General features: G+C 69.9%; 23 protein-coding genes, 1 tRNA gene and 1 pseudogene. 8 read left to right on the forward strand and 17 right to left on the reverse strand.

From position 1 onward, the window contains the following. From Q0581_RS11945 to Q0581_RS12005, 13 genes and pseudogenes are all read right to left on the reverse strand, one after another. A pseudogene (locus tag Q0581_RS11945) lies at positions 1 to 501 on the reverse strand (nicotinate-nucleotide diphosphorylase (carboxylating)); the annotation flags it as partial. Next, positions 498 to 2,000 (reverse strand): L-aspartate oxidase, encoded by a 1,503-nt coding sequence (locus Q0581_RS11950; RefSeq protein WP_298700903.1) that lies wholly within the window; start codon positions 1,998 to 2,000, stop codon positions 498 to 500. The gene Q0581_RS11950 and the pseudogene Q0581_RS11945, both read right to left, overlap by 4 nt. A gap of 5 nt (positions 2,001 to 2,005) precedes the next feature. Further along, positions 2,006 to 2,890 (reverse strand): peptidase M50, encoded by an 885-nt coding sequence (locus tag Q0581_RS11955; protein WP_298700573.1) that lies wholly within the window; start codon positions 2,888 to 2,890, stop codon positions 2,006 to 2,008. Between the two features lie 109 nt (positions 2,891 to 2,999). Then, entirely contained in the window at positions 3,000 to 4,133 is a 1,134-nt protein-coding gene (nadA, locus tag Q0581_RS11960) for a quinolinate synthase NadA (RefSeq protein ID WP_298700904.1), read from the reverse strand. Between the two features lie 64 nt (positions 4,134 to 4,197). Next, positions 4,198 to 4,980: a hypothetical protein gene (locus tag Q0581_RS11965; protein ID WP_298700575.1), complete on the reverse strand. Its 783-nt coding sequence runs from the start codon at positions 4,978 to 4,980 to the stop codon at positions 4,198 to 4,200. Between the two features lie 22 nt (positions 4,981 to 5,002). Then, positions 5,003 to 5,545 (reverse strand): methylated-DNA--[protein]-cysteine S-methyltransferase, encoded by a 543-nt coding sequence (locus Q0581_RS11970; protein WP_298700577.1) that lies wholly within the window; start codon positions 5,543 to 5,545, stop codon positions 5,003 to 5,005. After that, positions 5,535 to 6,626: an Ada metal-binding domain-containing protein gene (locus tag Q0581_RS11975; RefSeq protein WP_298700578.1), complete on the reverse strand. Its 1,092-nt coding sequence runs from the start codon at positions 6,624 to 6,626 to the stop codon at positions 5,535 to 5,537. Before Q0581_RS11975 ends, Q0581_RS11970 begins: the two co-directional genes overlap by 11 nt. A gap of 64 nt (positions 6,627 to 6,690) precedes the next feature. Further along, entirely contained in the window at positions 6,691 to 7,977 is a 1,287-nt protein-coding gene (locus tag Q0581_RS11980) for a dicarboxylate/amino acid:cation symporter (RefSeq protein WP_298700580.1), read from the reverse strand. Between the two features lie 75 nt (positions 7,978 to 8,052). Then, positions 8,053 to 8,727 (reverse strand): hypothetical protein, encoded by a 675-nt coding sequence (locus Q0581_RS11985; protein WP_298700582.1) that lies wholly within the window; start codon positions 8,725 to 8,727, stop codon positions 8,053 to 8,055. 4 nt (positions 8,728 to 8,731) lie between these two features. After that, the gene (locus Q0581_RS11990; RefSeq protein ID WP_298700584.1) at positions 8,732 to 8,941 is read right to left on the reverse strand and encodes a helix-turn-helix transcriptional regulator; all 210 of its coding nucleotides are present in this window, start codon (positions 8,939 to 8,941) and stop codon (positions 8,732 to 8,734) included. Beyond that, the gene (locus Q0581_RS11995; protein WP_298700586.1) at positions 8,934 to 9,614 is read right to left on the reverse strand and encodes a hypothetical protein; all 681 of its coding nucleotides are present in this window, start codon (positions 9,612 to 9,614) and stop codon (positions 8,934 to 8,936) included. The genes Q0581_RS11990 and Q0581_RS11995 overlap by 8 nt, the downstream gene beginning before the upstream one ends. A gap of 84 nt (positions 9,615 to 9,698) precedes the next feature. Further along, positions 9,699 to 10,823: a hypothetical protein gene (locus Q0581_RS12000; RefSeq protein ID WP_298700588.1), complete on the reverse strand. Its 1,125-nt coding sequence runs from the start codon at positions 10,821 to 10,823 to the stop codon at positions 9,699 to 9,701. After that, positions 10,820 to 11,119, reverse strand: coding sequence for a helix-turn-helix transcriptional regulator (locus Q0581_RS12005; RefSeq protein ID WP_298700905.1), 300 nt, complete (start codon positions 11,117 to 11,119; stop codon positions 10,820 to 10,822). Before Q0581_RS12005 ends, Q0581_RS12000 begins: the two co-directional genes overlap by 4 nt. A 168-nt stretch (positions 11,120 to 11,287) precedes the next feature. On the opposite strand from Q0581_RS12005, the gene Q0581_RS12010 reads away from it, so the two are divergent. Together Q0581_RS12010 and uvrB are read left to right on the forward strand one after the other, a co-directional pair. Continuing rightward, positions 11,288 to 12,172 (forward strand): hypothetical protein, encoded by an 885-nt coding sequence (locus Q0581_RS12010; RefSeq protein WP_298700589.1) that lies wholly within the window; start codon positions 11,288 to 11,290, stop codon positions 12,170 to 12,172. A gap of 58 nt (positions 12,173 to 12,230) precedes the next feature. Beyond that, the gene (gene uvrB / locus Q0581_RS12015; RefSeq protein ID WP_298700591.1) at positions 12,231 to 14,546 is read left to right on the forward strand and encodes an excinuclease ABC subunit UvrB; all 2,316 of its coding nucleotides are present in this window, start codon (positions 12,231 to 12,233) and stop codon (positions 14,544 to 14,546) included. Positions 14,547 to 14,577: 31 nt separating this feature from the next. Here uvrB and Q0581_RS12020 read toward each other — a convergent pair. Next, positions 14,578 to 14,654, reverse strand: a tRNA-Arg gene (locus Q0581_RS12020). Between the two features lie 154 nt (positions 14,655 to 14,808). On the opposite strand from Q0581_RS12020, the gene Q0581_RS12025 reads away from it, so the two are divergent. Next, the gene (locus Q0581_RS12025) at positions 14,809 to 16,092 is read left to right on the forward strand and encodes a hypothetical protein (RefSeq protein ID WP_298700593.1); all 1,284 of its coding nucleotides are present in this window, start codon (positions 14,809 to 14,811) and stop codon (positions 16,090 to 16,092) included. Further along, positions 16,089 to 17,315, forward strand: coding sequence for a CoA transferase (locus tag Q0581_RS12030; protein WP_298700595.1), 1,227 nt, complete (start codon positions 16,089 to 16,091; stop codon positions 17,313 to 17,315). The genes Q0581_RS12025 and Q0581_RS12030 overlap by 4 nt, the downstream gene beginning before the upstream one ends. On the opposite strand, the gene Q0581_RS12035 is transcribed toward Q0581_RS12030, so the two are convergent. Beyond that, complete coding sequence (locus tag Q0581_RS12035; protein ID WP_298700596.1) at positions 17,312 to 17,695, reverse strand: hypothetical protein; 384 nt, start codon at positions 17,693 to 17,695, stop codon at positions 17,312 to 17,314. The two genes, Q0581_RS12030 and Q0581_RS12035, sit on opposite strands and share 4 nt — an antisense overlap. Before the next feature lie 113 nt (positions 17,696 to 17,808). On the opposite strand from Q0581_RS12035, the gene Q0581_RS12040 reads away from it, so the two are divergent. Genes Q0581_RS12040 through pgsA form a run of 4 tightly spaced genes read left to right on the forward strand, consistent with a single transcriptional unit; the run spans position 17,809 to position 19,798 of the window. Next, a complete protein-coding gene (locus Q0581_RS12040) occupies positions 17,809 to 18,429 on the forward strand; it encodes a carbonic anhydrase (protein WP_298700597.1) in 621 nt (206 codons plus the stop codon). Positions 18,430 to 18,465: 36 nt separating this feature from the next. Then, positions 18,466 to 18,711 (forward strand): type II toxin-antitoxin system prevent-host-death family antitoxin, encoded by a 246-nt coding sequence (locus tag Q0581_RS12045; RefSeq protein WP_298700599.1) that lies wholly within the window; start codon positions 18,466 to 18,468, stop codon positions 18,709 to 18,711. Continuing rightward, complete coding sequence (locus Q0581_RS12050; protein WP_298700600.1) at positions 18,708 to 19,172, forward strand: PIN domain-containing protein; 465 nt, start codon at positions 18,708 to 18,710, stop codon at positions 19,170 to 19,172. Before Q0581_RS12045 ends, Q0581_RS12050 begins: the two co-directional genes overlap by 4 nt. Further along, positions 19,169 to 19,798, forward strand: a complete 630-nt coding sequence (gene pgsA / locus Q0581_RS12055) for a CDP-diacylglycerol--glycerol-3-phosphate 3-phosphatidyltransferase (protein ID WP_298700602.1) — start codon at positions 19,169 to 19,171, stop codon at positions 19,796 to 19,798. The genes Q0581_RS12050 and pgsA overlap by 4 nt, the downstream gene beginning before the upstream one ends. Positions 19,799 to 19,829: 31 nt before the next feature. On the opposite strand, the gene Q0581_RS12060 is transcribed toward pgsA, so the two are convergent. Both Q0581_RS12060 and Q0581_RS12065 read right to left on the reverse strand, forming a co-directional pair. Then, a complete protein-coding gene (locus tag Q0581_RS12060; protein WP_298700604.1) occupies positions 19,830 to 21,905 on the reverse strand; it encodes a S46 family peptidase in 2,076 nt (691 codons plus the stop codon). Between the two features lie 87 nt (positions 21,906 to 21,992). Next, on the reverse strand, positions 21,993 to 24,065 hold the full coding sequence (locus Q0581_RS12065; RefSeq protein WP_298700606.1) for a S46 family peptidase: 2,073 nt from the start codon (positions 24,063 to 24,065) through the stop codon (positions 21,993 to 21,995). Positions 24,066 to 24,151 lie beyond the last annotated feature (86 nt).

Consider the following 24,151-nt stretch of genomic DNA (forward strand, 5'->3'; position numbering starts at 1 on the left):
GTTGTCCTTGATCAGGATGGCGTCATCCAGGCCGAAGCGGTGGTTCATCCCCCCGCCGCAGGCCACGGCGTGTTTCTCCAGCGCGCGCAGGCCCGGCGTGGTCTTGCGCGTGTCGGCGATGCGGGCCGACGTGCCCACGACGGCGTCGACATAGGCGCGCGTCAGGGTGGCGATCCCGCACATCCGCCCCAGGATGTTCAGCGCCGTCCGCTCGGCGGCCAGCAGGGCGCGGGCGTTCGCCTCGACCCGCACCAGGGCGGCTCCGGCCGCGAACGGCCGCCCGTCCAGGACCAGGGTCTCGACCTCGGCCTGGGGGTCCAGCATCCGCACCGCGATCCGCACCGCATCGATCCCGGCGGCGACGCCCGCCTTGCGCGCGGCGAAGACGCCGTTCATCCGCGCCTGTTCCGGCACGCAGGCCTGGGCCGTCAGGTCGCCCGCCCGGCCCAGATCCTCGGCCAGGGCCGCGCGCACCACCGGTTCGATCAACAGATCCATCATGCCGCCTTGTCCCTGGTGTTCAGCGTCAGGCGCGTATGCGCCGCCGTGTCATTCGTCTGAGGCCAGTCGGCGCGCCAGTGGCCGCCCCGGCTTTCGCGTCGCGCCAGCGCCGCCTCGGCCGCCAGTCGCGCGGTGGTCAGAACCGCCGCATCGGGATGCTGGGCCTGCAGCCTGTCGATCAGGGCGATCAGGATCGTCAGCCCCGCCGCATCGCGCACCGGTCCGGCATGGGCCGTCATGGCTGCGCGCAGCTGCATCATCTCCGCCTGGGGCAGGTCCGTGGCGATCCGGCCCGCCGCGCCCTCGTCGGCGCTCGGCGCCTGATCCGCCGCCGCCCGCCCGGCCCGTCGTCCGAAGGCGGCGGCTTCCAGCAGGCTGTTGGACGCCAGGCGATTGGCGCCGTGCACCCCCGTCGCCGCGCATTCGCCGATGGCGAAAAGACCATCTAGCGAGGTGCGTCCGTCCGCGTCGGCGGCGATCCCGCCCATGTGATAGTGCGCCGCCTCGGCCACCGGCATGGGGCTGATGCGCGGGTCCAGCCCCGCGCCCATACAGGCGGCGAACACCGCCGGGAAATGCTCGGGGAAAGCGGCGCCCACCGCCGTCGTCGCATCCAGAAAGGCGCCGCGCCCGGCCATCCGCGCCGCATGCACCACCCGCGCCACCACGTCGCGCGCCGCCAGATCGGCGTCGGCGTCCGGTCCCAGCAGGAACCGCCCCTGGCCGTCGATCAGCCGCGCCCCCTCGCCTCTCAGGGCCTCGGTCGCCAGCGGCGCGGGGTCTAGGCCCAGGTCCAGGGCCGTGGGGTGAAACTGCACGAACTCGGGGTCCAGGATTTCGGCCCCGGCCCAGGCGGCGATGGCCAGCCCCTCGCCCCGCAGCGCCGCCGGATTGGTGGTCACGGCGTAAAGCCCGCCGATCCCCCCGGTGGCCAGGATCACCGCCGGCGCCGCCACCTGCACCAACCGGCCGCCCACGCGCTCCAGCACCGCGCCGGTCACGCGGCCCTTGGCGTCCTGCATCAGGCCGCGCAGGCGGGCGTCCTCCCAGATCTCGATGTTCGGCTCGGCCCGCGCCGCCGCGACCACGGCCGACAGGATGGCGCGCCCCGCCCCGTCGCCACCGACCCGCGCCACCCGCGCCCGCCCGTGCGCGGCCTCGCGGCTTAATGCGTAGCCGCCGTCTTCGGTGCGGTCGAACGGCGCGCCCAGGGCGGCCAGCCAGTCCACCGTAGCGGCCCCCGCGCCGGTCAGAGCCAGGGTCGGCGCCGTCTCCACCAGACCCGCGCCCGCCGCCGCCGTATCGGCCGCATGGTCCGCCGCGCTGTCGCCCGCGCCCAGGGCCGCCGCCACCCCGCCCTGCGCCCAGGCCGAGGCGCAGGCGTTCAACAGAGGCTCGGGGGTCACCACCCGCACCTTCGCCCCCGCGCGCGCCGCCTCCAGCGCGGCCGACAGGCCCGCCAGGCCGCCGCCGACGATCAGAGGGCCGTCATGGCGCATCCAGCTCACGCCGCCGGACCGGCGACGCCGCCGAAATCCATGCCGACAAAGCGCGCGCCCAACTCCAGCGCGCCCATCACCGTGCCGTCGCCCAGCGGGATCAGGGCGCCGACCGCCGCCGCCGCGCAGACCGCGCCGGTCGCCAGATACAGGCCCAGGCTCTGCATGGCCTGGCCGATGCTCAAGGGGCCTTCGTCGGGCCGCCAGGCGCCGCGCCGCAGATGGCCGATCACGGCGATGGCCAGAAAGGCCGCCAGGATGAACCGCCCCGTCGTCAGGCCCCACCAGACCACCAGAACCCCGACGGCGATCAGGGCCGCCTTCTCCAGCATCGGATGCACCCGCGCCAGCACCGGCCCCAGGGCCTTGGACCCGTCCAACGGCGGGGCGGGCACCAGGTTCAGCAGATTGATCATGGCGATGAAAAACGCCCCGAACAGCCAGGCCCCGCCGCCGGTGATGACCCAGGCCCCCACGAACGGGATCATGGCCAGCAGCCCGAACGCCGGCCCGGCCAGGGACACCAGCACCCCGTGCCATTCGCTGCGCGGCGCGCGCTGACCCTGGGCCATGCCGCCCAGGAAGGGGATGATGTGGATGTGCGCCGGCCCCATGCCCAGCCGGTTCATGGCCAGGACGTGCCCGTATTCATGCACGAACAGGCCGAACACCCCGGCCACCGCCGCGACCCAGGTGCCGGTGATCCACCACAGGAAACCGCCCAGAAGCAGGGTCGACACCACCGCCCACACCGGGTTCTGACCGCGATGGACGATCTCCGGTTCGCGCGCGGGCGCCGGGGCGGGGGCCGCCGCTTCGGGCAGGCGGTCCCAGGGTCCAGGGCGGCGAGACCCTGCTAGGGGGGCGGGGTTATCTTCACTACGGCTCATGGCTTCGACCTGGGCGGCGTGGGCCGCGCCAGCAAGGCCGCCAGGGCCAAAAGCCGCAGGGTCCGCGCATCCAGCGTCGCCACCGCCCGCGCCTGGGGGACATAGTGCATCAGATCAGCTCCACCGCCGGATGATGGCCCCGCGCCCGCACCAGGTCATACCGCGCCGGGATCGCCGGGGGCGGCAGATCGACCATCCGCTGCACCGCCCGGCGCGCGCGCTCGGCCACCGCTTCGTCCACCGTCACCTCGAACTGAAGATGCAGCAGGGCGTCGCGGATGTTCTCCAGGGTGATCCGCTTCATGTGCGGGCACAGGTTGCACGGGCCGACGAACTGCACCTCGGGCAGGTCGCCCTTGATGTTCGACGCCATCGAACATTCGGTTATCAGCACCACCCGCTGGGGCCGGTGCGTCTGAACATAGTCGGCCATGGCCGCCGTCGATCCGGCGAAGTCGGCCGCTTCCAGGATCTCTTCCGGGCATTCGGGATGGGCCAGGACTTCGGCGTCCGGCCAGGCGTCGCGCATGTCGGCGATGTCCTGGGCCGTGAACCGCTTGTGCACCTCGCAATGGCCCGCCCAGGCGATGATGCCGATCTCGGTCTGGGCCGCCACATTGCGCGCCAGATATTCGTCGGGGATCAGGATCACCCGGTCCACGCCCCATTCGGCCGCCGCCCATTCCACGATCTGAACGGCGTTGGCGCTGGTGCAGCAGATGTCGGTCTCGGCCTTCACATCGGCGGTGGTGTTGACATAGGTGATGACCGGCAGACCCGGATAGCGCTGCTTGATCAGCCGCACATCCGCCCCGGTGATCGAGGACGCCAGGCTGCATCCCGCCAGCGGATCGGGGATCAGCACGGTCCTTTCCGGGCTCAGGATCTTGGACGTCTCGGCCATGAAGTGGACGCCCGCCTGGACGATCACTCTGGCGTCCGACCGCGCCGCTTCCTTGGCCAGGCCCAGGCTGTCGCCGACATAGTCGCCGACCCCGTGGAAGATGTCGGGCGTCATATAGTTGTGCGCCAGGATGACCGCGTTGCGCTCGGCCTTCAGCCGGTTGATCTCGGCGATCAGCGGCGCCTTGGCGGTCCATTCCAGCGGCGTCACATGCTCGCGCACGCGCGGCCAGATATGATCCGTGGCCTGCGCAACCTCAGGGGCAACCTCAGCGCCGAAACCGAACTCTCCGTCCGCCATGCCGGACCTCCGCTCCACCCTTATGCTCATAATCAGCATAAGCAGGGACAATGTAGGCCGATCCGCGCGGGATGCAAGGGCGCGGGCCAATGGAATGGGCAGACTAGCGGTTAACCACCACGAGCCAACTGTTGCTGGCGATGGCGCGGAACACCCTGCCCTCAAGCGTGGCGGGGTCGATGCCCTGCGCGACGGTTATCCGGCTGCCCCTTGCCGCGCGCAGCAGGGATTTGACGTGAGAGTTTCTCGCGCTGGCGGGATGGTCGGCCCGGCAGTCGGCAAGCCGCGCGCCGCGAACAATGCAGCTCACTTCACGTTCGGGGTTCGCGGCCACCCGATAATATCGAACCGCCTCATCCGGCCCTGCCCGTTCGCGCATGTTCGGGGACAGATAGGCTTCATAGGCCTCGGGCAGAAGATCGCGGTCGTCTTCAAGCGCCCAGCCGCATGCGGTCAAGACCCGATCCAGATTGGCCGACTCCGCAGGAAGGTCAAAGTCGACGCTGATGGCTGCGGTCTCATGTCGGCTCGGCCTCAGGGAATAGGCGCCGCCGCCTCTGAGGAAGCGCGCGTCCCGGCCAGGCATTGCACTGCGATAGACCCCGGGCGCGATCGGCGTCCAGACCTGTTCCACACCTCTGCCGTCGGCCCGCGTCCCCGTGAGGTGAAGTTGGCCTTCCAACTGCGGCAGGTCGGTGATCACCAGACGTAACTGTTCGTCTTCGCACTGAAGCGCGATCATCTGACCGCCTTCATATCGCACCGCCGCGACCGACAGTTTCTGAGACGGGTCTTCCTGGAATTCCCAGTCATCGTCCTGCGCGAGGGCGACCGTTGGCGAGGCGAGAAGCACCAACGCGGCCAGCAAAGGAAAACGCTTGGTCATGTCGAGGCCTCCGGGTTCGACCCTATGAAGCCTTTCGGACCGCGCCCACGTCAACAGCCGTGGCGCCTTCGTGCGCCAGCAGCCACTGTTTCCGCTCCAGCCCTCCCGCATAGCCTGTCAGCGTCCCGTTCGCCCCGATCACGCGATGACAGGGGTTCAGCACCGCAACCGGATTCTGGCCGTTGGCCAGACCCGCCGCGCGCACGGCCCTGGGCCGCCCCACGGCCGCCGCCAGCTGGCCATAGCTTCGGGTCTCGCCCGGCGGAATGGCGCGCAGGGCCGCCCAGACCGCCTCCTGAAATTCGGTGCCGGCGGTCTTCACCGGCACGCCGTCGAAGGCCCGCGCGTCCCCCGCGAAATAGGCCGCCACCGCCGCCCGCGCCTTCGCATCGGCCGTCCCTTCGACCAGCCCCGCGCCCGGCGCGTGGCGGGCCAGCAGGCGCCGCATCCGGTCCTCGAAATCGGCGAAGTCCAGCGCCCGCACGGCGCCGTCCGCATCGGTCACCAGCAGCACCTGCCCTACCGGCGACGGCAGGCATTCCAGCGTCAGAGTTTCAGGCCGCATCCTTCGTCTCCTCGATCTCGATCCCGGCGGCCGCCAGATGCGCCGCCGCATAGGCCCGCCAGGGCCGCCACTGTTCCACCCGCCCCCGCATGGCCGCGTTCCAGCCTTCGGGCGCCCGGTCGCTGGGCGCATCCTCACCCGCGTCGATCCAGTCGCCCGCCAGCCTCAGCCCCGGCCGCGCCGCCACCAGGGGCGCCAGCAGCGGATCGGCCGACAGATCGCGCGCGATGGCGTCCGGGTCCGCCGACAGGTCGAACACCCGCCGCACCCGCGCCAGCACGCCGGGCAGGGCGCGCAGGTCGCTGGCCTGGACCGCGACGCTCAGCCGCCCCGCCGCGCCGCGCGCGACGCTCACCGACCCTTCCGCGCCATCCACCGCCCGGTCCAGCATCCGCGACCAGCGGCCGTCCGCCACCGCCTCGCCCCGCGCCGCCAGGGCCCGAAGCAAACCGTCCCAGTCATAGGGCGGCCGGTACGGCAGGCTCAGCCGCACATCCGGCCCCGCCGCCCGCTCGGCCCGGCGACGCAGCTCGCCCGGCGGCCGGCCGTACAGGGCCTGGAAGGTCTCGTTGAAGCGCCGCACGCTGCCGAACCCCGCCGCCAGGGCCACCTGGGCCATCGGCAGGTCCGTCTCCTGGATCAGGGCCTTGGCCAGCAGCACCCGCCGGGTCTGGGCCACGCTGACCGGGGCGGCGCCCAGATGCTGGCGGAACAGGCGGCGCAGATGCCGTTCGCCCACACCCAGCCGCGCGGCCAGATCCTCCGCCGATCCGGCGTCCAGCGCCCCGGCCTCAATCAGGGCCAAAGCCCGGCTGACGGTGTTCGACGTTCCGCGCCACGCCCCCATATCAGGGGCCGTCTCGGGGCGACAGCGCAGGCAGGCGCGGAACCCCGCCTCCTCGGCCGCCGCCGCCGTGGCCACGAACCGCATGTTCTCGCGCCGCGGCGTCCGCGCCGGGCACACCGGGCGGCAATAGATCCCCGTGGTCTTCACACAGCCGAAGAACCGCCCGTCGAACCGGGCGTCGCGCGTCACGACGGCGCGATAGCAGGCGTCCTGATCCAGTCCCGTCTCGTCCATGGGCGACAGATAGGCCCTGACGCCCGGCCCGTCTCGCGGTTTTCGGACACGAATGGTCGGCGGTTTAGATCTCGCCGCCGACATCCGCCTCGGCGTCACCGCCCTGGACGATGCGGGCCACGGCCAGGTCGGCGGTGACATTGCCCACGGTGCGGAAGATGTCGGGGATCACCTCGACCGCCAGCAGCAGCGGCAGCACCTCCAGCGGCACCCCCATGGCCACGCAGATGGGGGCGATGGAGACGAAGAAGGAGATCTGGCCCGGCAGGCCGACGCTGCCGATGCTGACCAATATGGCCGTCAGCATGCCCGCCACGATATGGGCGAACGACACCTCGACCCCGAACAGATGGGCGCAATAGATGACCACGGCCAGATTGGCCACCGGGCTGGTGATGCGGAACAGGGCCACCGCCAGCGGCAGCACCAGCCCCGCCGTCGACCGCGCCACGCCCAGGAAGTCCACCGCCCGCTCGACCATCACCGGCAGGCTGGCCAGGGACGACTGGGTGGAGAAGGCCACCACCTGGGCCGGGGCGGCCGCGCGGGCGAAGCGCGGCAGGCCGACCTTCCCGAACACCATGGCCACAGGATAGATCAGGACGATCAGCCCTACCTGCGCCAGCACCACCAGGGCGATATAGTGGGCCAGGGTTCCGGCCGCCCCCACCCCCGCCGACAGGCCGACGCCCAGCGCCAGGGCGAACACCCCCAACGGCGCCGCCAGCAGCACCCAGCGCACGATGATGATCATGGTCTCGGCCACGGCGCCGAAGAAACCGACCAGCGGCAGGCGTTGGCTTTCCGGCAGGCGGCTGGCCGCGAAGCCGAAGAAGACGGCGAACACCACCAGGCCTAGTATGGCGTCCTCGGCCGCCGCGCGGATGGGGTTGGCCGGGGCGATGGTCTTGACGAACTCGCTGAACGGCGCGCCGGGACGCAGGCCATCGGGCGTCGCAGGGGCCCCGGCGATCAGCCGCGCCCCGCCTTCGGGGTCGATGGGCCAGACTTGATGCAGGCCATAGTTGGCCAGCACAGCGTATATCGTCGCGCCGGTGATCAGTATGGCGAACCACAGGATCGCCTTGCCCGCCAGCCGCCCGGTGCGCGCGGCGTCCGCTATGGAGGCGATGCCGGTCACCAGCAGGGAAAAGACCAGCGGCACGATGGTCATCTTCAGCGCGTTCAGCCACAGGGCGCCCACGGCGGCTATGCCCCCCGCCGTCGTCTCTCCCCCCGGCAGGCCCCAACTCTGGGCCGCCGCCCCGGCCGCCAGCCCCACCGTCAGGGCGATCAGCACCGCGACGCTGAGCGGCGGCAGGAAACGGGGGCGCGGCAGGATCGAGCTCATCCCCGCAGGCTATGCGGACGTCTTTCGCCGCGCCACCGGTAAATCATGCCTCGCAAACGGCGGCCGCGCCGCCGTCTATTCGCCCGCGTCCGCCTGCCGATCCAGTCGCCCGAAGCGGAAGGCCGCCAGCGCGCCCGACACGCACAGGGCCGCCGGCATGGCCGTGATCGCCCAGTCGGCCCGCCACAGCCCCAGGATGCACAGGCCGGTCATCAGCACCAACAGCACCACAAAGGCCGGAATGACCGCCAGCGCCCGGTGATGCCGGGTCAGCTCATCCTCCAGCAGGGCGCGGCGGCGCAGCGAGGCGCCGTCCCACCCCATGACGAACAACGGCCCCATCCAGGCGTACAGCAGAGCCACCGCCATCATGGCCCAGTCGCCGAACTCAGCCTCGCCCGCCTGGATCGCCGTCATGGCCTTGATCGACAGAACGCCGAACACGATCATGGTGCCGGGAATGACGCCCAGCATTTCGGCCCGCGCCTTCTGGGCCCGTTCGCGGGCGCCGGTCGACCGTTCCAGGCGCCGCGCCGGGTCGCCCGGCCGGTTGGCCCAGGCGAATGCCGCCGCGATCGCCGCCGTCGCCCCGCCCGCGCCGATGATCCAGCCGTTCCAGTCCACCGGACTGATCACCCCGACCCCCGCGCTCATCGCCCCGACGCCCAGCCAGGTCAGGCCCAGCTTCATCCGGCTTTCGCGCGCCCGCTCGGCGCGTTCCAGCGCCCTGTGATCCATCGCCTCGGTCATGGTCCTAATCCTCCAGCCAGAACAGATCCTCGACCCGCACCCCCAGCGCCCGCGCCAGCCCCAGGGCCAGCGGGGTGGAGGGCGTGAATACCCCGTTCTCCACCGTGTTCACCGTCTTGCGCGACACGCCGACCCGCTCGGCCAGCTCGGCCTGGGTCAGGCCGGCTTCGGTCCGAACGGCCTTCAGCCGGCTGCCCATCCGCAGTTCAGCCATCCTGGGCGGCCTTGCGGTCCAGCCAGCCGAAGCGCAGCGTCGTCGCCGCCCCCGCCAGGCACAGCACCAGGGGCAGGGCCTGCACCCCCCATTCCAGCCGCCACAGGCCGACGACCAGCGCGCCCGACACCCCGGCCAGCAGCGTCACCAGCCCCAGCCCCACGGCCATGGCCCGATGGTGGCGGGTCAGCTCATCCTCCAACACCCGCCGCTGCCGCGCCGTCAGCCCCCCGCGCCCCATGACGATCAGCGGCCCCAGCCAGGCATAGGCGATCACCGCCCCGATCATCAGCCGGTCAATATTGTCGCCCTGCCCTGCCAAGAGATCCTGCGTGGCGACCAGGGACGCCCCGGCGAAGAACAGCATGAACAGCGGCGACAGAACCAGCATGATCGACCGGTTGCGATGCGCCCGCTCGACTACCGCCACCGAGGCGCCTAGCCGTTTGGCGTCCTCGCCCGGCCGGTTGGCCCAGGCCCAGATCGCCCCGGCCAGCGCCAGCTGCGCCCCGGCGGTCATCAGCCACATCGCCGCATCGGGATGCGACGCCGGCCCGTCGAACCGGACCAGAAGCCCGACCCCGATCAGCGAAACCCCCAGCCCCATGACGAACCGGCCCAGGCCGTTGCGCGTCTCGCGCCGCGCTTCGCGTTGTTCCAGCTGCTGATCCATGCCCTTCGCTCCATGTCACCTTGAGGTGACATATCACCTATGGGTTACACAGCTGTCAAGCGGGCTGTCGCACTTTCTGCGCGGTCACGCCCGCGCGGTGGCCAGACGCCGCAGGGCGCCCAGCACCCGACCCACGATTTCCAGGGCGTTGAAGATCAGGATCAGCACCAGGATGTGGCTCAGGCTGAAATGACCGCGGAACAGGTCTGTGGTGCGCTCGATCAGTTGCTCGGGGCTGTCGATCACCGCCACGGGGGCCAGGACCGAACGGGTCCAGACCCAGGCCAGGATCGCGGCGCTGGCGCCCGCCATCACCAGGTCACCCAGCGCCACCGGCACGGCCATATGCGGCGAGGCGGCCCGCGCCAGCTCCAGCCCGATGCGGACCAAGCCATAGGCGATCACCGGCCAGTACAGCGGCTGAACCAGTCCCTCCATGGCGCCGTCACGGCTGACGCCGGGCAACAGGGCCGCGGCCGAGGCCAGCAGGGTCTGGGGGTCCAGGCCGCCCAGCCGGAAGCCGCCGCCCCACCACAGCAGGAACACCGCCCAGATGGCCACGCACCACAGGGCCTCGGCCGCGCGGCTGCGGTTGCGGCGGGCGACCTTGCTCATCGCCGTTTTCGGCGCCGTCTCGTCCCCCATGGCCAGGTTCAGCCCGTCGCCGTTCAGCGACCAGTGCCGGAAAAGCTCCAGATCCCGAACCTTCCAGTCGGTCATGAAGCGCGGCCGGTTCGGCTGGCGTTCGATGACGAAGCCGGCGATGGCGGCCAGACCGATGATCATCAGGCCGCCGTCCAGCAGCCCCTCCCAGATGTCGGCGAAGGCGTCGACCGGACTGGCCTGGCCGACCGCCACGCTCAGCACCGCCCCGATCCCGACCACGACCACCAGCACCACCAGCGCCGCCTTGAGCGCGAACCACCAGTAGGGGAACAGCTCCGGCCCTATCAGATGGTCCGGCCCGCCGCGATAGCGCGCCGCCACCGTCAGCGGATGGCCGAATTCACGCAGCAGGCTTTCCGTCTCGGCCTCGGTCATGGCCCGGCCCAGTTCCGCCTCGCGCGCCTCGATGCGTTCCATCAGGGCGTCACGCAGTTCGGCCACGATGTCCTCGCGCTTTTCGCCCGGCAGTTGCGCGGCCACGGCCGCCAGATATTGCTCGATCAGGGTCATCGCCCCCTCCCCCTTGTTCGTGTTGGTGTTCACAGGATCCGCTCCAGCGAATCCGAAATCCGGCGCCATTCGGCATGCAGGCGGACCAGCACCGCCTCGCCCTCGGGCGACAGGCGATAGAAGCGTTTCCGGCGCTTCTCCTCCTCGCGCCATTCGCTGACCAGCAGCCCCTGGCCCTCCAGACGGCGCAGCAGCGGATAGAGGGTGCTTTCCTCCATCTCCAGCCCGTCCTGGGCCAGGGCGACCCGCAGCGAATAGCCGTATTGCTCGACCCGCAGCCGGGCCAGCACCGCCAGCACCAGCGAGCCGCGCCTCAGCTCCAGCCGCATCGCCTCATAAAGATCGGTCTCGTCCACGGCAGACCCTCACTTGCTGTCACATAGTGTGTGACGCACAGTGTATGTCGCATACTGTGTGAGGGAGTCAATCCGTTCGTTCGGTGAACCTCGGCCACGCCGATCCGTTCTGTGACCGAGATCAACAGGAGCCTTCCCTCGATGACCCGCCTTCGGACCGCCTCGCTTGTCGCCGCCGCCGCCTTCGCCGCTTCGCCCGCCTCGGCCCAGACGACACAGCAGCAGCCGACCCAGCAGCAGGAGGCGGTGCGCGCCATTCTGGGCGCCCTGTTCGGCGAGCGTGTGGGCGCCACGACCGGGCTGGACGCCCAATGGGCCGCCGGTCGCCTGCCGCTGGCCCAGCAACGCAGTCAGTTCGACAGCCGCATCGACGCCGAGGTCCGATCCGGCGCCCTGTCGCGCTCGACCGGCGACCGCGCCAAGGCCGACTATCGCGACCTGGTGGAGCTTGAGGCCCGTTATGGCGCCGACCGCCGCTTCACCCAGCAGGAGCGCAACGACCTGAACCAGCGCTATTCCGCCCTGACTCAGGTTCTGAACCAGGGCGGCTATGACGACGGCGCCACCGGCTGGACCTCCATCGCCGACGGCCGCGCCGCCTTCGACGCCCGCGTCGACGCCGCCGTGCGGGATCGCAGCATCAGCCGCACCGAGGGCACGCGGATCAAGTCCGACTACGCCGCCCTGATCAGGGTCGAGACCGACTATCGCCGCGACGGCGTGCTGAACCGTCAGGAGCGCGACGATCTGGAAAGCCGGCTGGACGCCCTGGATCAGCGCGTGGGCGACGTCGGCTATGGCGGCGGCCAGGTTTCGACCGATCCGCGCGCGCGCCTGGACGCCATCGCCCGCGCCCTGCCGGGCAGCGGACTGAACAGCGCGGCCCAGACCCAGCTGCGCACCGAGCACGAGGACCTGACCCGGCTTCAGGCCGCCTACGCCCGGTTGAACGTCACCGCCGACGATCGCGCCTATCTGGACCGCCGTCTGACCGATTTGGAGACCCGCGTCCGCATCCGCCGCTGATGCGGGAAGGCCCGGCTTCGCACTGGCGGGGCCGGGCGGGGGCGACTACATTCCGTTCATGGCCCGTTCTCCCTCGAAATCCGGCACGCCCAAGCCCGCGTCAGGCGTGGCCGAGGCGCCGGCGTCCTTCGTCCATGACATCGGCAAGATGCCCATGTTCGCCCCCGTTGCCGGCCCCCGCCTGACGCCGGAAGAAGCCCCTGGCGCCCCGGCCGACTGGGTGCCGCACCGCCCGTCGCGCCCCGACAAGCGGCGCCACATCCCCTTCCGTCTGGTCAGCGACTACACCCCTGCCGGCGACCAGCCCGCCGCCATCGCCGAACTGGTCGCCCAGGCCCAGGCCGGCGACCGGGATCAGGTGCTGTTGGGCGTCACCGGCTCGGGCAAGACCTTCACCATGGCCAAGGTGATCGAGGCGACCCAGCGCCCGGCCCTGATCCTGGCCCACAACAAGACCCTGGCCGCCCAGCTCTATTCCGAGTTCAAGGCCTTCTTCCCGGACAATGCGGTCGAGTATTTCGTCTCGTACTACGATTATTACCAACCGGAAGCTTATGTCCCAAGAACAGATACTTACATCGAAAAGGACAGTTCGATAAACGAGCAGATCGACCGCATGCGCCACTCGGCGACGCGGGCGATCCTGGAGCGGGACGACGTCATCGTGGTGGCCTCCGTCAGCTGCATCTACGGCATCGGCTCGGTCGAGACCTACACGGCCATGACCTTCGATCTGAAGGTCGGCGACACGATCGACGAGGCCAAGCTGCGGGCCGACCTGATCGCCCTGCAATACAAGCGCAACGACGCCGCCTTCGAGCGCGGCATGTTCCGCAAGCGCGGCGACACGATCGAGATCTTCCCCGTCCACCTGGAGGACCGCGCCTGGCGCGTCAGCCTGTTCGGCGACGAGGTCGAGGCGATCCAGGAGTTCGACCCCCTGACCGGCAAGACGACCAACGACCTGACCGAGGTCACCGTCTATGCCGCCAGCCACTATGTCACCCCGCGCCCGACGCTGAACCAGGCCATCGGCGGCATCAAGGCCGAGCTGAAGGAGACGCTGGACTGGATGGTCGAGAACGGCAAGCTGCTGGAGGCGCAACGCCTGGAGCAACGCACCCGCTTCGACCTGGAGATGATGCTGGCCACCGGCAGTTGCGCCGGCATCGAGAACTATTCCCGCTGGCTGACCGGCCGCGCGCCCGGCGAGCCGCCGCCCACCTTCTTCGAATACATCCCCGACGACGCCTTGCTGTTCGTGGACGAAAGCCACGTCACCATCGGCCAGATCGGCGCCATGTACCGGGGCGACTACCGCCGCAAATCGACCCTGGCGGAATACGGCTTCCGCCTGCCGTCCTGCATCGACAACCGCCCGCTGAAGTTCGACGAATGGGAGGCCATGCGGCCCCAGACCGTCCACGTCAGCGCCACACCCGGCGCCTGGGAGCTGGACCAGTCCGGCGGCGTCTTCGTGGAGCAGGTAATCCGCCCCACCGGCCTGATCGACCCGCCGGTCGAGGTGCGCCCCGTCTCGACCCCCACCCGTACCCAGGTCGACGACGTGATCGACGAGGTGAAGGCCGTCGCCCGCGCCGGCTATCGCAGCCTGGTCACCGTCCTGACCAAGAAGATGGCCGAGGACCTGACCGAATACATGCACGAGCAGGGGGTGCGGGTCCGCTACATGCACTCCGACGTCGATACGCTGGAGCGGATCGAGATCCTGCGTGACCTGCGCCTGGGGTCGTTCGACGTGCTGATCGGCATCAACCTGCTGCGCGAGGGGTTGGACATCCCCGAATGCGGCCTGGTCGCCATCCTGGACGCCGACAAGGAGGGCTTCCTGCGCTCGGAAACCAGTCTGATCCAGACCATAGGCCGCGCCGCCCGCAACGTGGACGGCCGCGCCATCCTCTACGCCGACCGCATCACCGGCAGCATGGAGCGGGCCATGGCCGAGACCGAGCGTCGTCGCGAAAAACAGGTCGCCTACAACCTCGCCCACGGCATCACGCCGGAATCGGTCAAGCGCGACATCAAGGAGATCCTGGCCAGCCCCTATGAGAGCCGCGCCCTGGACCAGCTGACCCGCCCCGGCGTCGCCGAGGCGGCCAAACCTTTCACCGGCTCCAACTTCCAGGCCGCGCTAAAAGACCTGGAAGGCCGCATGCGCGAGGCCGCCGCCAACCTGGAGTTCGAGGAAGCCGCCCGCCTGCGCGACGAGATCAAGCGCATGAAGCTGCTGGACCTCGAATTCGCCAACGAGGCCCTGACCGGCGCGGGGGAAGAGATCGACAAGGCCGCGCCCAAGCGGTGGCGGGCGGAGGCGAATGCGGAGAAGGCGGAGCGGTTCAGGAAGGGGCGGTAGATAAGCAAATCAGGACAAGACCGCGGAGAAATGGCGCACCCGACACGATTCGAACGTGTGACCTTTGCCTTCGGAGGGCAACGCTCTATCCAGCTGAGCTACGGGTGCGGTCGGCCCTGGCGGGCGAGGCATGGCCTCTACAGCATGGGCGGCGGCGTCTCAATCCCCCACCGTCTTCCTCCATCTCGGCCGGGCCGGACTTGGCGGGCAGGGCGGCGGGGCTTAAGCGTCATGCCGTCTGGAGCGATGTGAGGAGAGGCCGATGCGCGCCCTGGTTCTGAGTGTGGTGATGCTGCTGGCGGCCTGCGCCGCCACGCCCCGCGCGGCCGCCACGCCCGACGGGCTGGACGCCATCGCGCGCGACTATGTCGGGCTGATCCTGGAGATCGGCGAGCATGAAGACGGCTATGTCGACGCCTATTACGGCCCGCCGGAATGGGCCGCGGCGGCCAAGGCCAACCCCCGGTCGGTCGCCGATCTGGGCCAGGCGGCGCAGGCCCTGACCCAACGCCTTCAGGCCGTGCCCGAGGCGGGGCTGGACGCCGAAAGCCGACAGCGGCGGCAGTATCTGATGGCCCATGTGTCGGCCGCCGCCGCCCGCCTGCGCATGATCGGGGGCGAGCGGATGGGTTTCGCCGATGAGGCCGAGGCCCTGTTCGGGGTGCGGCCGGACCTGCCGCCGCTGAGCAGTTTCGATCCCGTGCTGGCGGAGCTGGACGCCCTGGTTCCTGGCCAGGGGCCGCTGAACGAGCGGGTGGCGGCCCTGCGCGCCCGTTATGTCATTCCCAAGGACCGGCTGGATGAGGTGATGCGCACCGCCATGGCCGAATGCCGCGCCCGCACGGCGCGCCGCATCCCCCTGCCCGCCCATGAGCGGTTCACCCTGGAGTTCGTCACCGACAAGCCGTGGTCGGGCTATAATTACTACAAGGGCGACGCCAACAGCCTGATCCAGATCAACACCGACCTGCCCATCTACATCGACCGGGCCGTCGATCTGGGGTGCCACGAGGGATACCCCGGCCACCACGTCTATAACGCCCTGTTGGAACAGACCTTCGTGCGCGAAAAGGGCTGGGTCGAGATGAGCGTCTATCCGCTGTTTTCGCCCATGAGCCTGATCGCCGAAGGCAGCGCCAACTATGGCATCGACCTGGCCTTCCCCGGCGCCGAGCGCGCTGAATACGAGGCGCGGGTGCTGTATCCGCTGGCGGGGCTGGACCCGGCGACGGCCCAGGACGGCCTGCGCCTTCTGGCCCTGACCGACCGGCTGAAGCGGGCCGAATACGTCATCGCCGACGACTTCCTGTCGGGCCGGGTGGATCGCGAAGAGACGCTGAACCGGCTGCAGACCTATGGCCTGTCGGACCGGGCGCGGGCGACCCAGCGGCTGAGCTTCATCGAGACCTATCGCAGCTATGTCATCAACTATGGCCTGGGGCGCGACATGGTGCGCGACTGGGTCGAGCGGCAGGGGCCGGATCACTGGGCGACCATGCAGCGTCTGCTGGCCAGCCAGACCCTGCCGGCGGATCTGGCGCCGTGAGCGGACCTGTCCTGAACCGGCCTCTGGCCGGGGTGCGGGTGCTGGACCTGTCGCGTGTGCTGGCAGGGCCATGGGCGACACAGGCCCTGGCCGACCTGGGCGCCGAGGTGATCAAGATCGAACGGCCCGGCGCCGGCGACGACACCCGCCTGTGGGGCCCGCCCTTCACCACCACGACGGATGGGGGGCGCGGCGACGCGGCCTATTTCATGGCCGCCAACCGGGGCAAGCGATCGGTGACGGTCGACATGGCCGCCCCCGAAGGCGCCGACATCATCCGCCGCCTGGCCGCCGACAGTCATGTGGTGGTCGAGAATTTCAAGGTCGGGGGCTTAAGCAAATACGGCCTGGACTACGCCGGACTGTCGGCGGTCAATCCGGCCCTGGTCTATTGCTCCATCACCGGCTTCGGCCAGGACGGGCCGGACGCGCACCGGGCCGGATACGATTACATGATCCAGGCCATGGGCGGCCTGATGTCGGTCACCGGACAGCCCGCTGGCGCGCCCGGCGACGAGCCGATGAAGGTGGGGGTGGCGGTGGCGGACCTGTTCACCGGCCTTTACGCATCGAACGCCATTCTGGCGGCCCTGATGCAGGCGCGGGCGACGGGCCGGGGCGCGCATCTGGACATCGCCCTGTTCGACGTTCAGGCGGCCATGCTGGCCAATCAGGCGACGAACTGGTTCGTCAGCGGCCAGGTTCCGACGCGGCTGGGCAACGCGCATCCGAACCTGTCGCCCTATCAGCCCTTCGCCTGTTCCGACGGAGCGGTGGTGATCGCGGTGGGCAACGACGGCCAGTTCCGCGCCCTGTGCGCCGCCCTGGGCCAGGCCGCGCTGGGAACCGACGCCCGGTTCGAGACCAATGCCCAGCGTGTGCGCAACCGCACCCTGATGACGCCCCTGCTGGCGGCCCTGACCCAACCGCTGACCATGGCCGAGCTGATGGCGATGCTGGAGGCGGCAGGCGTGCCGTGCGGGCCGGTCAACACCATTGATCAGGTGTTCGCCGAGCCCCAGGCCCTGCATCGCGGCCTGACGGTCGAGCAGACGCGGCCCGACCTGGACGCCCCCATCCGCACCGTCGCCTCGCCAATCCGCATGGATGGCGCGCCGTGCGTGCACCCTGCCGCCCCGCCGGCGCTGGGCCAGGACACCGAGACGGTTCTGGGCGCCCTGGGGCTGGACGTCGCGGCGCTTCGCGAACGCGGAATCGTCTAGGCGAACAGGCCCGCCCGCAGGCCCCACAGGGTCATCAGGGTGACGGCCGTATAGACGAAGAAGGCGTTGGTCGTCTGGCGCCGCAGCTTGATCAGCTCCGGCTCGACCGGGCGATGCCAGCGGTTGGCCCACAGAAGATAGACGGCCTGCATGGCCCAGCAGGCCAGGACGGCAGGGACCGCATAGGGATGCAGCGTCAGCAACCCCAGACCCGAGATCGGCACAAGGACGGCGATGATCGTCAGCATGACATCCGCCGCCTTTTCGGCTCGCGGCGTCTCCAGAAAGGCGCCGAAGATCCGCTCCAGCCGCCAGTTGATGATCGCCTGACGGATCAGGATCACGCCGCAGAAGACGTAGAAGGCCCCGATGCCGCGCATGATCCATTCCATGCGCCAAGCGTTACGGCCAATGCGCGCGCCGCGCCGCTGACGGAAACTGTCGATGCGATCCTCAGGTGCGCGTCATAAGGAAATCAGGCTAGACACCCGCCATGCCCCAAGGACCGAACGATCCCCTGCTGACCGGCTATCACCGCTTTCGCCAGGACCGCTGGCCCGAAGCGCGCGCCGAGTATGAGGCCCTGGCGGCCGGACAGAAGCCGCACACCCTGATCGTCGCCTGTTCAGACAGCCGCGCCGACCCCGCCCTGATCTTCGACGCCGCGCCGGGCCAGCTGTTCGTGGTGCGCAATGTCGCCAACCTGGTGCCGCCCTATCAGCCAGACGGTCATCTGCACGGGGTGTCGGCGGCGCTGGAGTTCGGGGTCAAGGTGCTGGAGGTCCAGCGGATCGTGGTCATGGGCCACGCCTATTGCGGCGGCGTCAACGCCATGCGCACGGGCGCCCCCGACAGTTGCCGCGACTTCGTCGGCCCCTGGGTCGAACAGGGCGCCGAGGTCGTGCGCCGGGCCTGCGAGACCTTCCCGGCCGACATCGAACGGGCATCGGAAGAGGCGGTGGTGCGGCTGTCGATCGAGAACCTGCGCACCTTCCCCTGGATCGCCGAGCGCGAGGCGGCTGGAAAACTGCGCCTGTCGGGCCTGCATTTCGGCATCGCCGACGGCGCCCTGACCGCCCTGACCGAGGCCGAGCGGTTCCAGCCGCTGGACTGATTTGCGAAAAGTAGTGAAATCCACTACATTGTGGAGATGGAACGCACCATCTCAGCGACCGACGCCAATCGTGAGTTCTCGCGCCTGATGGGCGAAATCGCGGGCGGCGAATCCTATGTCGTCACCTCGCGGGGCAAGCCCGTCATGCGGATGACGCCGGTTCAGCCGGTCGGCGAGACGGCCGCAGAACGGCGCCAGCGGATGCGCGCCCTGCTGGAGACCCTGGCGTCCTTGCCTGTGCGGAACGCCGGCCGCGTGAACCGCGACGACGGTTACGAGTGAGAATCGCACTGGACACCAACGTCCTGGCCTATGCGGCCGGCATCGATGACGCCCGCCGGCGCGACCGGGCGCTGGGAATGCTTGAGACCCTGTCCGGCGCGGCGCTGGTCCTGCCGCAACAGGTGGCGGGCGAGCTTTACAATGTCCTGCGCCGCAAGGGGGCGCATCCGGCGCCGGTCGCCGCCCAGGTCGTGCGGAGTTGGGCCACGGCGCTGGAGCTTGCGCCCAGCACGACCACGGATTTCGGTGACGCCCTGATGCTGGCGGAAACCAGCGGCTTGCAGATATGGGACGCCATGATCCTGGCCACGGCCGCTTCGGCGGGGTGTGCGCTGTTGTTGTCCGAAGACTTGCAGGACGGTTTCGTCTATCGCGGAACGACCGTCGCCAACCCCTTCGCCGAGACGCTGCATCCGCTGCTGGCGTCCGTGCTGGAAACCTCGAGCGGGAGCCCCCGATGACCCCCAATCCGCACGCCAATCCCCTGCCCAACATCCTGACCGGCCTGCGGCTGATCGCGGGGATCGTGATGTTCCTGATCCTGGCGGGCGCGGCGCCGCAGGGGATACCGCTGCTGTCGCAGTATCTGTCGCCGGACGATCAGTTCCGGCTGGGACGCAACGCCTTCATCATCTTCGTCATCGCCGCCTCGACCGACTGGGTCGATGGCTTCCTGGCGCGGCGGTGGGGGGCGACCACGCGCTGGGGCGCCATTCTGGACCCGATTGCGGACAAGGTGCTGATTACCGGCGCCATCCTGGGGGTGCTGGCCTGGGGCTCGGTGCCGCAGGCGGCCATTCCTTGCGGCCTGATCCTGTTCCGCGAATTCGCGGTCTCGGCCCTGCGCGAGACGGTGGCCGGGTCGGTCAAGCTGCCGGTCACCCTGCTGGCCAAATGGAAGACCACGCTGCAGATGGTGGCCCTGGGCGCGCTGCAACTGGTGCTTTTGTGGGACGGCTTCGGCTTCAGCCTGGACTGGCTGAACGCCTTTTCGACCTTCGCCTACGGCCTGGTGTGGGTGGCGGCCGTCATCACCGTCTGGACCGGGGTGCAGTATTTCCGCGAGGCCCGGCGCCAGATGGGCTGACGCCGGGAATGCAAGGGGATGAAGCGGGCGGTCAGTCGGCCCCCAGCTCCTGCACCAGTCGCTCCATGCCATAGACGTCGCGCAGGGCGGCCGTCACAGCCGCCGTGGTCACGATCACGCTGCGGTTGACGTCGCGGTCATAGCCATAGGCGTTGCGCTGGCTCATGACGGTGGAGTCGAAATTCGCCCCCAGGATCTCCATCCGCTCGGTGATGACGGGCGAACCGGACGAGCCGCCGATGGTGTCGGACGACACCGCCATGTTCAGCACCGTGTCGGGATCGATCCGGTCCTTGGCCGCCAGCAGGCGCGGCGCGGCCTGGAACGGCGGGGCGCCGGTGGCGCGGCTCCACAGGCCGGCGAAGGTGGTGAAGGCGCCGAACCTCTGGCCCGGCACGTCCGAACCTTCGATCAGGCCGTAGGAGACCCGCAGGGTGCCGGTGGCGTCGGGATAGACGGTGTCGCCATAGGCGGCGAAGCGGGCGGCGGCCAGGGTTTCGGACGCGCGGTCGGTCGGCCCCTGCACCCGCTCGTCCCACTGGGACCGGATCTCGCGCGTCGGCGGCTGGATGGCCAGGACATACTGGATCAGCGGATCGTCCGACGCCTGGATGGCCTCAAGCCCGCCTTCCCACAGAGCGCGGCGCACCGCCGGATCGGCCAGGCGCGTGCCGGCGACCAGGCGGGCCGACAGGGCTTCCGGCGATTCGGCGCCCAGCAGGGCCTCGACGCGCGGATCGTCGGCGGTCAGCAGTTCGCGCGTCTTGGACATCCACCATTCCAGCTGCAGCTGGTTCAGGGCCGGATAGCTGGGCCGGTTGGCGGTCAGGCCGGTCTCGACCGCGCGCAGACGGCTGTCGGCGAACTCGGACAGACGCTCTTCTGAGGGTTTGGCCCGTTCCTGGGCGCCGCGGACCAGGGTGCGCGCCCAGCCGAACAGGGCCGAGCCGCCGCCGGCCCGTGTCTCCAGCATGTGATAGGCGGGGAACAGTTCGCGATAGTCGTCCTGGACCGCCGACAGGTCGGCCCAGGGGTCGCCGATGCGCGCAGCCAGGGCCGGATCGGCGGCGACGCGGGCGCGGAAGTCGGCCTCGGCCCGTTCGCGCTGGCCGATGAAACCGGGATCGATCAGGGCCTTCATCCGGCCCATGCCGCGCTTGAAGGTGTTCTCGACCCCGCCCAACGGATCGAAGGCGATGAAGGCGTTCTCGTCGCTTTCCTCGGAGAAGCGGATCATGCGGCCGCGCAGTTCGGAGCTGATGATCTGGTCCAGCGGCAGGAAGACGTCGCGGATGCTGGCCAGCTGGTCCTGGGTCAACAGGCGCTGGGTGGCGCCGGGCGTGCCGACGACGAAGACGGGCGTGCCCTCGACCGGGCGGTCGGCCTTCCAGGTGAAGTGGTTGGGCGTCACCGCCGGGCGGCCGTCCTCATAGACGCGCACGAAGGCCGCATCGATGGAGAAGCGCGGGAAGCTGAAATTGTACGGATCGCCGCCGAAGGCCGCCGCCGCATTCTCGGGCGCGAAGGCCAGGCGCACGTCGGAATAGCGTTTGTAGGTATAGAGTTTGAACTGGCCGCCACGATACAGGGTCACCACCTGGCAGCGTTTGCCGCGATCGTCGCCGCAGGCCTCGCGCTCGATGCGGCCCGCCTCAGCGTCGCGGGCCTGGGTGAAGGCCAGGCCGGTCTGGCCCTGACCCGCGCCCTGCATCCGCGCCGTCACATCGTCGATGCCGGTCAGCACCTCGACCGAGGCGCCGGGGCATTGCAGCTCTTCCTCGCGGGTGCGGGGGGTGAAGCCGGTCTCGGTATAGTTGGTCGCCTGGGTCGACAGATTGGCGACGCAGCTTTCGACGCAGTGGTTGTTGGTCAGCACCAGCCCCTGGCCCGAGACGAAGCCGGCCGAACAACCGCCGAACTTGGCCGCGCTCAGCTGCACCCGATCCAGGAAGCCCTGGTTGATATTGGTCCCCAGCATCTGGTTGGCGCGGGCGATGGGGAAGTTGTCCAGCGTCCACATGCCTTCTTCGGCGCGGGCCTGGCCGGCGGCCATGGCCGCGGCCACGGTGGCCGAGACGGCAGCCAGGATCAGGGTGTTGTGACGCATGGGAACGCTCTCCGAACAGACGGCGGGGGTATGATCTTGCGGGCCGCAACCTGCCCCCGTCGCGCCCGGCGGGTCAACCGCTCGGGTTCAGCGCTGACCCAGTTCCTTCAGCAGATCTGTGCGGCCATAGACGCGGCGCAGGGCCTCGGTCATCACCGTGGTGGTCAGGCTGACGGTCCGGTTGCGGGCGCCGTCATAGGCGAAGGCGCCGGCGATGGCGTGACGATTGCCGTCGAAGGCCACCCCGACCAGCTGACCGCGCGAATCCACGACCGGAGAGCCGGAGTTGCCGCCGGTGATGTCATTGGTGCTGACGAAGACGAAGGGCGTGTCCGGCGACAGCGCCTCCCGGGCCTGGACCCAGCTGTCGGGCAGACGGAACGGATCGGCGCCGGTGGCCCGGTCATACAGGCCCGCGACATCGGTGAAGGCGGGCACGTCGCGCCGACGCTCGGTCCATCCCTGCACCCGCCCCCAGGACAGACGCAGGGTGAAGGTGGCGTCGGGATAGATGTCGTCGCCATGCACGGCGAAACGGGCGCGGGCGATGCGCTCCTGGGCCGGCACGGTCGGCGCCTCGACCGCCAGCTCCCATTGGGCGCGCGCCAGCTGGGCGGGCATGTCATTGGCCAGGACGAAGGCGATCATCGGATCGCCCGAGGCCGCCAGTTCCTCGGGCGTCATGGCCAGAAGCGCCGTGCGGGTTTCGGCGTCATACAGGCCTGTTCCCTGCACCAGTCTCTCGGCCAGCGCCTGGGGGCTTTCGTCGCCCAGCAGGGCCTGGACGTTCGGATCGTCGACGCTCAGGGCTTCGCGCGTCTTCAGCAGCCAATAGGTCAGATAGAGCCGGTCGATATCCGGCTGGAACGCGCGCGGGGCGCCCAGGCGGGCGGCCAGGCGGGCGCGGTCGCGGTCGCTGTAGCCGGGGCGGCGTTCGGCCTCGGGCTTGGCGCCCTCGGTCACCGACCGGACGATGGCGCGGGCATAGGCGTAAAGCGACGACCCGGCGCCGGCCCCCGCCTCCAGTTGGCGATAGGGGGCGTAAAGATCGCGGGCCGCCGCCTCGGCGCGGGCGATGACGGCCCAAGGGTCTTCGGCGTCCGGCCCGTCTTCGACGCCCGCCAGAGCGCCCGCCTGGCGCAGGGCGGCCTCTTCGTCGCGTCGGGTCGCGATCAGGGCGCCGTCCAGCAGGGCGTCCAGCTGGCCGCGATAGACCTTGTAGTTGTTTTCGACCCCCGCCAGCGGACCCGCGACGGCGGCGGCCTGGTCGGGATCGGCCTCGGCATACTGCAACAGGCGGCCCCGCGCCTCGGACAGATGGTTGGTCAGGGTCGGCAGCACCTGATCGCGCATCCGTTCCAGCTGGGCCGCCGTCAGCTGGCGCTGGGTCCAGGCGGGACTGCCGGCGACGAAGACCGGCTGGCCTTCGCGCGGGCCGCGCGGATTCCACGCCAGACGATCGGGCGTCACGGCCGGACGGCCGTCCTCGTACAGACGCAGGAAGGCGAAATCGAGCGCATAGCGGGGGAAGTTGAAATTGTCCGGGTCGCCCCCGAAACCCGACACCGACGGCTCGGGCGTGAACACCAGACGCACATCGCGATAGACGCGATACCGGTAAAGCACATAACGGCCGCCATGGTGGAAGCGCACCACTTGGCAGAAATGGCGTTCGTCGCCGGCGCACGCCTGTTCGATCATCGTCTGCTCGACCCGGCGCCGGGCGTTCAGCCGTTCGGCCCCGACCAGGTCGCGCCCGGCCGCCTGGATCGCCTCGGTGACATCGCGCGTCTCCACCAGGATGTCGGCCCTCTGACCAGGACAGACCGCCTCCTCTTCGCGCGTGGCCTCGGTGAAGCCGTCGGCGTGTTCGATTTCGCCGGCGTCGGCTAGGTTCTGAAGACAGTCCGCCACGCAGTGGGCGTTGGTCAGCACCAGCCCCTGGCCCGACACCACCGAACCCGAACAGCCGTTCAGACGCACCGCCGCCGCCCGCAGCCCGTCCAGCCACGCCTGATCCAGCGCCAGACCATAGTCGGCGTTGATCCGGCCCAAGGGCGCCTGTTCGAACGGCCACATCCCCTCTTCGGCGCGCGCGGCGACGCCCGGCAGCAGGATCGCCGCGGCAAGCAGCCGGCCTAATAAGGGTCGCAGGGTCATTCAGGCATCCAACGCCGGACCGCGGCCGGTCCGTCGCCGGACAGCTAGCGGCCCGGGCGCCGCGCCGTCCAGCCCGATACGCCCGT

This window comes from uncultured Brevundimonas sp., assembly GCF_937863155.1.
Classification (GTDB): Bacteria; Pseudomonadota; Alphaproteobacteria; order Caulobacterales; family Caulobacteraceae; genus Brevundimonas.

Bases quoted from the DNA above. Each gene is read 5' to 3' on its own strand.
- Q0581_RS11950 (WP_298700903.1), bottom strand. From the start codon at position 2,000: ATGCGCCATGACGGCCCTCTGATCGTCGGCGGCGGCCTGGCGGGCCTG.
- Q0581_RS11955 (WP_298700573.1), bottom strand. From the start codon at position 2,890: ATGAGCCGTAGTGAAGATAACCCCGCCCCCCTAGCAGGGTCTCGCCGC.
- nadA (WP_298700904.1), bottom strand. From the start codon at position 4,133: ATGCTGATTATGAGCATAAGGGTGGAGCGGAGGTCCGGCATGGCGGAC.
- Q0581_RS11965 (WP_298700575.1), bottom strand. From the start codon at position 4,980: ATGACCAAGCGTTTTCCTTTGCTGGCCGCGTTGGTGCTTCTCGCCTCG.
- Q0581_RS11970 (WP_298700577.1), bottom strand. From the start codon at position 5,545: ATGCGGCCTGAAACTCTGACGCTGGAATGCCTGCCGTCGCCGGTAGGG.
- Q0581_RS11975 (WP_298700578.1), bottom strand. From the start codon at position 6,626: ATGGACGAGACGGGACTGGATCAGGACGCCTGCTATCGCGCCGTCGTG.
- Q0581_RS11980 (WP_298700580.1), bottom strand. From the start codon at position 7,977: ATGAGCTCGATCCTGCCGCGCCCCCGTTTCCTGCCGCCGCTCAGCGTC.
- Q0581_RS11985 (WP_298700582.1), bottom strand. From the start codon at position 8,727: ATGACCGAGGCGATGGATCACAGGGCGCTGGAACGCGCCGAGCGGGCG.
- Q0581_RS11990 (WP_298700584.1), bottom strand. From the start codon at position 8,941: ATGGCTGAACTGCGGATGGGCAGCCGGCTGAAGGCCGTTCGGACCGAA.
- Q0581_RS11995 (WP_298700586.1), bottom strand. From the start codon at position 9,614: ATGGATCAGCAGCTGGAACAACGCGAAGCGCGGCGCGAGACGCGCAAC.
- Q0581_RS12005 (WP_298700905.1), bottom strand. From the start codon at position 11,119: ATGCGGCTGGAGCTGAGGCGCGGCTCGCTGGTGCTGGCGGTGCTGGCC.
- Q0581_RS12010 (WP_298700589.1), top strand. From the start codon at position 11,288: ATGACCCGCCTTCGGACCGCCTCGCTTGTCGCCGCCGCCGCCTTCGCC.
- uvrB (WP_298700591.1), top strand. From the start codon at position 12,231: ATGGCCCGTTCTCCCTCGAAATCCGGCACGCCCAAGCCCGCGTCAGGC.
- Q0581_RS12025 (WP_298700593.1), top strand. From the start codon at position 14,809: ATGCGCGCCCTGGTTCTGAGTGTGGTGATGCTGCTGGCGGCCTGCGCC.
- Q0581_RS12035 (WP_298700596.1), bottom strand. From the start codon at position 17,695: ATGCGCGGCATCGGGGCCTTCTACGTCTTCTGCGGCGTGATCCTGATC.
- Q0581_RS12040 (WP_298700597.1), top strand. From the start codon at position 17,809: ATGCCCCAAGGACCGAACGATCCCCTGCTGACCGGCTATCACCGCTTT.
- Q0581_RS12045 (WP_298700599.1), top strand. From the start codon at position 18,466: ATGGAACGCACCATCTCAGCGACCGACGCCAATCGTGAGTTCTCGCGC.
- pgsA (WP_298700602.1), top strand. From the start codon at position 19,169: ATGACCCCCAATCCGCACGCCAATCCCCTGCCCAACATCCTGACCGGC.
- Q0581_RS12060 (WP_298700604.1), bottom strand. From the start codon at position 21,905: ATGCGTCACAACACCCTGATCCTGGCTGCCGTCTCGGCCACCGTGGCC.
- Q0581_RS12065 (WP_298700606.1), bottom strand. From the start codon at position 24,065: ATGACCCTGCGACCCTTATTAGGCCGGCTGCTTGCCGCGGCGATCCTG.